At 37.0% G+C, this 10440-nt stretch carries 10 protein-coding genes; 1 reads left to right on the top strand and 9 read right to left on the bottom strand.

The features are described 5' to 3' along the window. Positions 1–11 precede the first annotated feature (11 nt). The 7 genes from V7068_RS00975 to desA form a co-directional block, all read right to left on the bottom strand. Positions 12–1790 (bottom strand): phospholipase D family protein, encoded by a 1779-nt coding sequence (locus V7068_RS00975; protein WP_499710544.1) that lies wholly within the window; start codon positions 1788–1790, stop codon positions 12–14. Beyond that, positions 1783–2988 carry a DUF6361 family protein gene (locus V7068_RS00980; RefSeq protein WP_499710546.1) on the bottom strand — a complete coding sequence of 402 codons (1206 nt, stop codon included), beginning with the start codon at positions 2986–2988 and terminating at the stop codon, positions 1783–1785. Before V7068_RS00980 ends, V7068_RS00975 begins: the two co-directional genes overlap by 8 nt. A 158-nt stretch (positions 2989–3146) precedes the next feature. Further along, on the bottom strand, positions 3147–4166 hold the full coding sequence (locus V7068_RS00985) for a hypothetical protein (RefSeq protein ID WP_499710547.1): 1020 nt from the start codon (positions 4164–4166) through the stop codon (positions 3147–3149). Between the two features lie 73 nt (positions 4167–4239). Continuing rightward, complete coding sequence (locus V7068_RS00990; RefSeq protein ID WP_499710549.1) at positions 4240–5295, bottom strand: flavin-containing monooxygenase; 1056 nt, start codon at positions 5293–5295, stop codon at positions 4240–4242. A 201-nt stretch (positions 5296–5496) separates the two neighbouring features. Then, a complete protein-coding gene (hprK, locus tag V7068_RS00995) occupies positions 5497–6417 on the bottom strand; it encodes an HPr(Ser) kinase/phosphatase (protein WP_499710550.1) in 921 nt (306 codons plus the stop codon). Positions 6418–6703: 286 nt separating this feature from the next. Further along, positions 6704–7249, bottom strand: a complete 546-nt coding sequence (locus tag V7068_RS01000; protein ID WP_499710551.1) for a response regulator — start codon at positions 7247–7249, stop codon at positions 6704–6706. An 80-nt stretch (positions 7250–7329) separates the two neighbouring features. Next, positions 7330–8361 carry a Delta(5) desaturase DesA gene (gene desA, locus V7068_RS01005; protein WP_499710553.1) on the bottom strand — a complete coding sequence of 344 codons (1032 nt, stop codon included), beginning with the start codon at positions 8359–8361 and terminating at the stop codon, positions 7330–7332. A gap of 275 nt (positions 8362–8636) precedes the next feature. Between desA and V7068_RS01010 the strand changes: the two genes are divergently transcribed. Then, complete coding sequence (locus V7068_RS01010; protein ID WP_499710554.1) at positions 8637–8786, top strand: hypothetical protein; 150 nt, start codon at positions 8637–8639, stop codon at positions 8784–8786. A 92-nt stretch (positions 8787–8878) separates the two neighbouring features. Here V7068_RS01010 and V7068_RS01015 read toward each other — a convergent pair whose 3' ends face one another. Together V7068_RS01015 and V7068_RS01020 are read right to left on the bottom strand one after the other, a co-directional pair. After that, on the bottom strand, positions 8879–9037 hold the full coding sequence (locus V7068_RS01015; protein WP_499710555.1) for a hypothetical protein: 159 nt from the start codon (positions 9035–9037) through the stop codon (positions 8879–8881). 191 nt (positions 9038–9228) lie between these two features. Beyond that, a complete protein-coding gene (locus V7068_RS01020) occupies positions 9229–10188 on the bottom strand; it encodes an aldolase catalytic domain-containing protein (RefSeq protein ID WP_499710556.1) in 960 nt (319 codons plus the stop codon). Positions 10189–10440: the final 252 nt, after the last annotated feature.

Raw genomic sequence — 10440 nt, forward strand, 5'->3', positions numbered from 1 at the left:
CTCCAAAACTGTTACCTAGCAAATTTTGAAAACTCTTTATATAAACTCTTAAAGTCTTTTGGGACAATCTCTTCTTCATCCGAGAAGAACTCCATCACATCGCCAATTGTTTTAAGCTTGAATGGTTCATTCGCTGCTGCTTTTAACATTTTCTCAAACATATCCTTTTTAATGACAGGATTTCGATTAAGACTCACAGATTGATCATTTTCTTTAGGATCTAGCTGTGCTTCTAGGAAATCCATAACTGAACCATCACCTAGAAGGAAATTCATATAGGCAAGAAAGGCCTGCTTATTTGAAATGATTGCTTTTAAGATGTTTTTCTCGCGGCTCTCTGGAATATTGCTTACATTTATTTTGAGAAGTATTTTTTCTTGTTCTTCCATATACCTGCAATCAAAAACAAAAAAGCGTGTAATCTCTTGCTCCGTTAATTTTTCAAAAGAGAGATAGGGTTTGAATTCCCTCTTTAAACCTGATGTTGTTAATGGATACACTGTAATTGACATATCCTCTAACATTACGATTTCTTCCGATTCCACAATCAAATTGTAGTGTTCACCATTTTCAATCACGTTTCCATGGATGGATAATTTACAGAGTTCACGTATTTTCTGCTCTAACATTTTTTTAGCCTGTTTTGTTTCATCCACTTCTTGGTCTTGATTAGCGCTTGGGATAAATTGTTCGAAATACTGTTTCTTTTCATCCTCTGGTAATAAATCTCGTAGTACATCACTGACTTTGAGATACTTAGTATCCGCGGAAAGCTTAACTAAAAATTCTACATTTCCGTGAAATGCATTATAGGAACAATTTGCTGAACCTAAATACACATCCGTTTGTTGGTCGTGTTCACCAATATAAACCTTCGCATGGATATCCTGCTCTTTATGATTAGCATCCTCGCTATCTATGAGTTTTTCCCCTTCAACAACTAGTTCTTTTAAATGATAAGCTTCAATTCCTTCTAATGTTTTTGGTTTGAGCTTCAAAAGCTCTTCTTGCCTGCTAAATAAGTATGTATTTGTTTCTCCCTTGTTTCTGTTATTCAAGTTTTTAACGGTTTGATCAGTCAAAAACGGCGAGATAATGAGCAGATTATCATAATCGGTGTGTAATAAGTCTTGCTCGTAAGCACTATTAGGAATACCAATTGGACAAAATCCAATTGATTGAAATATGCTTTTTCGGTCGCCCTTTATGTCAAACTGAACTTTATACAACTCTTTAATAAATTCCTGTGACCCCTCAAAATCAGCCTGTTGAGTTAGATATGTTACAAAATCTACAAGCGGTTGATTGCTCCTTATTTTTCTAGTTCCTACCGTGCCGTCAACACACATGGATACATCCCAGCTTCTATCGAATGTAATATTTCTGCTTAGGACAAGTAAGCGATACTTTATATCTTTTGGATTCACTTGATGAACATACCGCAAAATCCATAGCTTAGGATGAAATGAATACGGATTTATATTTACTTGGGTAATCATGTTTTCCAACAAAGCATAAAGTGGATACTGAGCCTTAGGTACATGAATTTTCCCTTTCTGGCAATATACTTTGATATGTTCCGTTGACCTCCTAAGCGCTTCTATTAGGTAAATCCTATCTCTTTTTTGCGATACTTCAACCGATTGCGCAAAGCTTAGCGCAACAGGGATACCTAAGAGTGCCTCTAACTCCAAAGAATAAGTTGTACCAATTGCCCTGCTTAGCTGATAACCCTCAGGAGGGGCCATGAGTGTTCCATAATCAAGGCGGTCTTTATCAGGTCTAAACATTTGATTCTAGCCCCCGTTGAATATCTTCCAAAATAGTTTTAACATTACTCCATCGATACGTGAGTTTTCCTAAACCGATCCATTGATTATTTGCCTGATGATTGATACGCAACTTGGCTCTTCCCCCTTTAAGATAAACCTCCCGCTTCCTGATCCAATCATCAATTTCATCTGTATGGTCATAATTTTTCGATTCTGCAAAATCAATCCATCGCTTCACAAATGCCCTAGTTGCATCGTCTGGATTTGTCTTATGAAATAATACAGATGTATCCCAGCACTCAAACCGGAACTCATTTTTCATTTGATCACACCATTGTTCCCACCGTTCCTCCACATTTTCATTGGTTCTATCATTAAGTGTGTTAAAAATGACATTAAACCGAATATTTGCTCCATACATGATTTGTGCAAAATCTAATGCAAGCTGAATCATTTGCTGCATTTCCTCTGGAAGTTGTGGAAGTATCGCAGTTACAGCTTCGATTGACTTGAAATCGTCAACCTTATGTAAATGTTCTAAAGATAATAAGTGTGCCAAAAGAGAATCTGGAACAGTTAACCGTATCGTTTCACGTAGGAATTCTGCCTCTCTTTTAGTTAAGTGTATAGAGAGAGTTTCCATCCCATTTTCTGGAGGTGAACAGACATTCCAAAAAGATTGAAATCTACTATCTAAAATAGCATCTCGATCATCCCCAAGCTGATCTTTCTCAGCTGCTTTTAATTCTTGTGTTGTTTTTAATTTATTTACAATAACCTCATCTACAAGCTCCGCATACTGATTAAGCGTTACGTCGAGCTTGCAAATCTTATACTTTCGTAAAGCATACCAGTAAACTGAAGATGGCTTTCGTTGCAAGTCTCCTCTTGAATCACGACCAATTATCCCAAGTTCGTTATTTCCTTCAGAAAGAACATCAATAAACTTGTATTCCAATTCATGTAATTGCTTTATAAAGTTTTTACTAGTGATATTTCTTGACTCTAAATATTGGATAATCCAAGGTATAAGTAGTAAATATTTTGCCCTGGTCTGGATCGTGGAGATACCTGGAAATAAGTAATCTGATAGGCGGTCTCTAATGGTCCCAATACCAAGCTCATCCACCGCCCCTTGTTCCTTAAGTGAATCAAGAATGGTCATCACTTTGTCACGATGGTCACTTGAAAAATCAATCCAACCAATTTGAAGCATGATAATTCTCCTTAGTTAATTATACTTTATACACTCCTATCATTAATTTTAGCATAATTTGACACAAAAATGACCTGACCCCCAACACGGTATGCCTACCGCACTGGAGGTCAGGCACCAGAAAAGTGGTTGTACCAATCTTCCGACTGAAATGAATCTCAGCCCTTGTCCTTCTCTAACAAGTCAAGAAGTACATTTACCACTTCATCTAGGTTTTTACAATCTGTCAATTGGACTTCACAACAAGAACCATTCCAGAACTTTTGAACAGAAGCGGATAATGATTTGATTGAATGCGATGGCAACATAGGTCTCACGTAGTCCTCTTCTCTCATCAAAACAATTCGAAGACTCTTCTTATTAAAAATAAATTGAGCCTGTTTTTTACTTTCTCCTTTTCTTAAACCTATATAATATTTCGTCGCGTTAAATTCAGCATCTGAATAAGATTCTTTCACCTTGCTTCGAATTGAAAGGTAAAGGGTTCTAATCTTTTCGATAGCATATTCCATTAATATTTCTTCAGTGTACTCTTTTTTCACTTCTTCGTCTGCGTCTGCATCGATATTCATCACGGAGTATTCAACATTTTCAAAATCAGGTTCAAGTGTAAATACGATGTCCCTGCCGTCGCTATATTTTTTTAGGATTAATAGTTTCACCGTGTTACCCCATTCTGAATAAGTTTCCATGATGTCAGGTAATTCTTTTTTCTCTCCATCAATAATAATCAAAATGTTTCGGCTGTTTTCCACAGTATCCTTCATGAATTTATAGAGTTCTTTTTTCCCAATCAAACTCCTGAACTTTTCAGTGATTTCCTTATCCTCCTGTACAAGGGAATAGAGCTTGTTTATTAATTCATCCTGGCTTTTACGATTATTAAAAAACGCAAAGAATTTTGTAATTTGTGGAAAGATATGACCATAAAAATTATGTTGACTTAACTCAGCTTCAACAATATAAAAAACAGGATTATTTAAATCAGCTAGATCGAACAAAAAACCATCCGGTATGCTCCCGCCAAGTGATTTTCCTTCAATTTTCTTTTTAGCATCAATATAAATAGAACGTAGGCCAAAAAATAATTCAGCGTTTAGGACCACGTCTCTTTCTAATTCACTTTCTTTGCTATAGGCGACTTCTGAAAAACGTTGATTCTGATAGTACACACTCATATTCGTTAACTCCCTTTAAAATATAGTCATCCATTTTGCATTAAAAATTAACTTAGATTTGGTGTTGAAAATTTTATCCTTTAGCAGCAGGCTTCAGTATCTGGTTAACCAGATACTCAGCATCCTTCCCAACACCACCAAGCAAGGCTGAACTTCGGCTGTGCAACCATGGTAAACCGATGAAATAAAGCCCTGTTACGGAAGTTACTCCTCTTTCATGGATTGGAAAACCTGTTTGATCAAATAGATTGCTAATATGAATCCATTGATAATCTGCCCGAAAGCCCGTTGACCAAATCACATTACTAACCTTTAATTTTGTGTCATCTTCAAATTGGAAAGTATCATCTTGAATAGAGATAGTCCTAGGTTTTAGCTTTATTGTCTTGCTATCAAGCAATGGCTTTAGTTCTGAACCTAAAATAGGATCCTTTAGTTTTCGAATCTTCCTTCCAATAAAAGAGTCTTTACCAGCGCTATATAACCCAAGTTTATCAATATACAAAAAAATACTTTTGCCACCCACATCTAATGGGATAAATTTCAATTTATGACCAACTGAAAGATAGACGTCTCTTTCTCTCGACAACTCGACCGCAATTTGTGCCCCCGAATTGCCGCCACCAATGACTAGCACAGAGCCCTTTTGAAGCTGTGTCGGATTTTTATACTCGGAAGAATGAAGCTGGAGGACATTATTAGAAAGAGACTGTGAAACCCCTGGAATAAGCGGTTTCTGAAAAGAGCCGGTCGCAACAACAACCTTTTTGGTATGAAAATCCCCTCTGTTTGTCACAACGCGAAAACCGTCTGTTACTTGGTATAATTCCTGAACGTCTGTTTGATGTTGAATAGGAAGCTCATTTTCTTCTGCGTAAGCCTGCAGATAGTCCGCTACTTCGTCCTTTGTTGGATACAAGTTCTTCGTTCTGTTAAATTTAGAGCCCGGCAGCGCACTGTAGAAATTGGGTGTAAACAATGTCAACGAATCGTAACGCTTTCTCCATACTTCTCCCACTTCACTACCTTTATCGAGGATGATAAAAGAAATTGCTGTCTTTTTCAGATAATATCCAAGAGAAAGTCCTGCCTGCCCTCCCCCAATAATGATTACATCATATTGACTCATATTCACAATTGCTCCTCCGCTTGGAATCTTTGGTGCCAGGCACCCGTCGAAACAAAAAATCCCCTCGCTGTATTTGATTCACACGAGAGGATTTTACTAAGGTTCCGTATTTTGTCTATCGTTAAAATTGTTTTTCAACATTATCAATTGTTGGTCTTATACGAACGAAACAAGAAACAACGGAATACTGCAGTAACTGTTCTAAGAAAATTCAGGTGCCAGGCGGCTGTAAAAGTCCTCGGCGGCACTATAGCCTTGTTGTCTGAGGTACCAATTGTTGGCGGCGGCCTCGATTAGGCCGGCTATATCGCGACCGGGTTGCAGTTGAATTTCCATCGAAGGAATCTTAATACCCATATAATCTGTATAAGCCGGTTCTTGTTCCAAGTCATTGTACAACGCATCTTTTTCCCATTTCGTTAGATTGATTTCTAGAGCAATACGGGTTTCATTTTGAAATGCCTTTTGTCCATAAGAGCGAACAACATTCAACAGTCCAATGCTGCGCAGCGCCAAGAATTCCTTTGTTTTTTCGTCATGTGTTCCTAAAAGGGTTTGGGCACTAAGCTTTTTTAACACTACAATATCATCTGCGACTAATCGATGTCCTCTGCCAATTAACGTGTGAGCTGTTTCACTTTTACCAACTCCTGAATCTCCACGAAGCAAAATGCCTATCCCAAATACATTGACACATACTCCATGTACAGCTATTTCGGGTGCTAATTCTTTGACCATATATGCATCGAGTTGCGCTACAAAATCCGTCGTCGCAACAGGTTCTTTCGTCACAAGCAGTGGAATGTTCTCTTCGATACAATGTTGGGTCAGATAGGTTAGTCCATCCTCACCAGCCGTTACAATAAAACATGGTGGATGATATTGAACAATATTTCTAACCCGCATTTTTCGTTCTTTATGACTTAGCTTGTGTAAATAAGTAATTTCCTTTTTCCCTAGAACTTGAATTCGCTCGGTAGGAAAGAAGTCGAAATGACCAACAAATTCCAAACCTGGTCGATGCGCCCCTGGCTGTTTAATTTCGCTCTGTAAATGATGCTCCCCCACTAATACACTTAAAGAAAATCTACGAACTACCTGATCAATAGTTAATCTCTTCACTTTTTTATCCCCACATTTTCTCTTAATCTTCTAAATCTAGATTATACTAGAAAAAGTAAAAAATCTCATCTATCATATGGACTCCCCGAAGAAATTTGTTCCACTTCATACATTGGACTTAAAACTTTATATTATTTAGGGTTAGAATAACTAAAATAAAAACTCTTTCTCACTATAGAAAAAGAGCTCAAAAGAATTTCTATTTCAGTACAACATCGTTGCCTTTCTCTCAAGGAGGTTTCTTAGATGTGATGTATTGTTTGTTTGAGTGAATGTTAAACAGATTCTATCCAGTTGGCAACTTCATTTTATTCATGACTGTTGAAAAGTAATTTCTAACCGTTCCAACTGTGTTACTTCGCTGATTAGAAAGTTCATTGGTGATTTGACCATCGTCCACCAGTTCTGACACTGGTATTTCCTGTTCGTTATCACTCGAATTATCATCTATTAATTCTGGAGAATAAATTTGCTTGCCGTCCATAATACTGCGAATCGAGCAGACTAACTCCTCGCTTGGACTGTCCTTCAATAAATAACCTCTTACACCCGCTTTTAGTACACGTTTAAAATAACCAGTCCTTGCGAAGGTTGTAAAAATGATTACCTTGCATTCTGTTGACATTAAAACATCTGCTGCCTCAAGTCCGCTCATTTCGGGCATCTCTATATCCATAATACAAACATCGGGCTGCAATTGGTGCACAAGAGTAAGGGCTTCTTCTCCATTCCTTGCCTGACCAACCACTTCCATATCTTCCTCTAAATCGAGCAGGGAGCCTATTACCCCCAACAGCATTTCCTGATCCTCAGCAATGACAATTCGAATCATTTAAGTTCCCTCCTACCTGGAAGCTACTATAAAACAGAGACTCCCCATAAATAAAGGGGAGTCAACTATAGATAGTGAAGTTACAGTTCAGTTTTTACTTGAATGGAAATTTTATTTTTAGCTAAAGCTTTGACGTCCTTAAAACTCACGAAATTCTTATTTTCCTCATCCCATAGACGGAAACGGAGCGACTTCAAACTTGTAGCAAGAGAAATCGTCGGTACGTTTTGTAATGGAGGCGTATTTTTGTGTGCCTCTTCTAGTCTATAGTTAGGAACCCTTGGACTTAAATGGTGAACATGGTGAAACCCAATATTTCCGGTTAAGAACTGGATAAATTTTGGGAGTTTATAGAAGGAACTTCCTTCCACAGCTGCTTTCACATATTCCCAATCTTTATCTTCTTCAAAATAAGAATCTTCAAAAGTATGCTGTACGTAAAACAGCCAAATACCTATTGAACCTGATAGTAAGAAAATAGATCCTTGTACTAGAAGAAATGACTGCCATCCAATTGCCATACAGAACACTACGATTAAAGCAACGATAAGAACATTCGTCAAATACGTGTTCATACGTTCTTTCTTCCTGGCACCTTTACGGTTAAATCTATTTTTAAGAGCGAATACATAAATCGGCCCTAATCCGAACATAACGAATGGATTGCGGTAAAAACGATAGGCCAAACGAAGTTTAAGTGGTGCTGTTAAATATTCATCTACTGTAAGCGTCCAAATATCTCCTGTACCTCGTTTATCCAAATTACCACTTGTCGCGTGATGAACAGAATGCTCATGTCCCCATTGATCAAAAGGGAATAAAGTTAAAACACCCATAGCTGTTCCAGTTATTCGATTGGCGCGGCGGTTTTTAAAAAAAGAATGATGGGTACAATCATGAAATATAATAAAGATTCTTGTCAAAAATCCTGCAGCTAACACAATAGGAACTAATGCTAACCAATAAGAAACGGACAGACTTATATAGGCAAGATACCATAATGTAATAAATGGCACGACTGTGTTAATAAGCTGCCATACACTTTCTTTTGTCGTTGATTTTTCAAAAGGAGCCACTTGTTTTCTCAAAGTTTTCGTATTTTGTAAGGTCATTTTATTTAAAATTCCTTCCTTGTTTCTATCGTTATGTCTAATTATAAAGGAAGAAAATTGGAGTTGTTAGTAGTAGGTGTCATGTACAGAGTATGATAAATGTCATATACAAACTGATAATATGGAAAAACCTCTCCTAAATGGAAAGGCCTTGTTCTTACGGCTACATCTTTTTTAGTAGTCCTAAAAATTTCTTCATTAAATAAATTTAAAGGAGAAATTACCTGGCATTTGAATTTATTTTTCAACCATCCTATTAAATGGAGGTGAAAACAATGACAGATATAAACCCAATTAAGTATACAGGAAAAGTTCTTGATAAAAGAAATACCCTTACCGGTCCTGACGATGCAGGTAAGCAAGCATATCCCGCTCCCCCAAAACATGTATCTATTCAACAGCCAAATAATAAAAATGTCCAATAGCCTGTTTAATAAAGGTTAATAAGTAATGAGAACAGTCTGTCGCCACCTTTATAAGCTGGCGACAGGAACTTCCTCTTCATATTTTAGCTTGCTTATATTTTCCTTCCTGTAGTCCCTACCGACTTGTCTGAATTTCCTCGATTGTTATATTCTTTGTCATTTATTTCTTCCGGCTGATTTCCTCCGCCCAAATATTGTCCTTCGTGTTTTTTCTGGGTTTTAATAAATTTATCGAAATCAAGGTTTACCATTGTAAGCCCCCCACTTAAGTTTTTTTGCTTTCGTAATCTTAAGATACACCTTAGGACTTTTTTTATTCGATAAGGAAATATAAGTACATTCACTTCCTTCATTAAACAAAAGTTCATAAATAAAACCAGCTTCGCCGAGGAAGCTGGTTTTGTTTTCTTTCTAAATATCAATAGAAGTACCTTTAAATAACCTATTTCGACGTTGGAGCCAGAGTAACTTCAGGTGATGTTACCTTGTCATAAAACTCTACGAATTTGTCACGATCGTCACTATCACGATAAGCCATAGCCACACGTGGATGTTCATTAAGTACACCAGAGATCATGTAAGGAATGATATAGCCCCACTCCCACTTTTGACGCATTTCTAGCATATGCTTTTCAATTACACCAAGAACTGGCTTAAGCTCATAGCTTGTCTTTTTTATGTAGCTAACAAGAAGCTCTGTATGGCAGTTACCAGCCGCACGACCCATACCATAAACAGACGAATCAAGGAAAGTAACCCCATTTTGCATCGCAGTTAATGTATTGGCGAATGCTAATTGCATATTATTATGCGTATGTATTCCAAGCTGCTTGTTAGGAATCATCGCTTGGAACTTCTTCACTTGATGCTCAATATCCGTAGGATCTAAGCTTCCAAAAGAGTCAACGATATATACAACATCTACACAACTTTCCTGCACCATTTTAAACGCTTCAATAAGTTGATGTTCGGGCACACTAGATAAAGCCATAATGTTAAGCGAAGTCTCATATCCCAAATCGTGAAACATTTTTACAAGCTCCAAGCCTTTATCCACTTCTCGAATATAGCATGCTACTCGAATCATATCTAAAACACTTTGTTCACGTGGCAGAATATCATTTGGATCTACACGCCCAATGTCTACTAAAGCAGATAGCTTCGTGAACTTTTTCTCAGGGATAATTTCTTTTAAGAAGTTATCGTCAAGAAATCTCCATGGATTGGGCTCAGTCGCGTTAAGAAGCTTAGGGGAGTTTTTGTAGCCAATCTCCATGTATTCAACACCAGCTGCACTTAAGCCATTATACAAGTCTTGAACAAATTCGACACTGAAATCCCAATTATTAATCAAACCTCCATCACGAATGGTACAGTCTAAAATTTTGACATCATTTTTCATTATGTTAATCTCCTCCTACTTATCCCACTTTTCATTAATTTTAACCCTTATACTTTCACGCTTTTATGCTTTTATGTAATAAAGTACCTTAATTATGTTATATCACGATTCTTTCAAGGGTGTCAATCAAGTGTCAATCTATTTTGAAAAAATTTGATTTATCAAAAAATAAATGATATCTATCCAGTATAAGCTAAATCCGTTAAAGATTACATCTCTTTTATTAATCTTTTCTTAAATTCTATGCATTCT

The sequence above is a fragment of the Bacillus sp. JJ634 genome (genome assembly GCF_036962285.1).
Classification (GTDB): Bacteria; Bacillota; Bacilli; order Bacillales; family DSM-1321; genus Peribacillus; species Peribacillus asahii_A.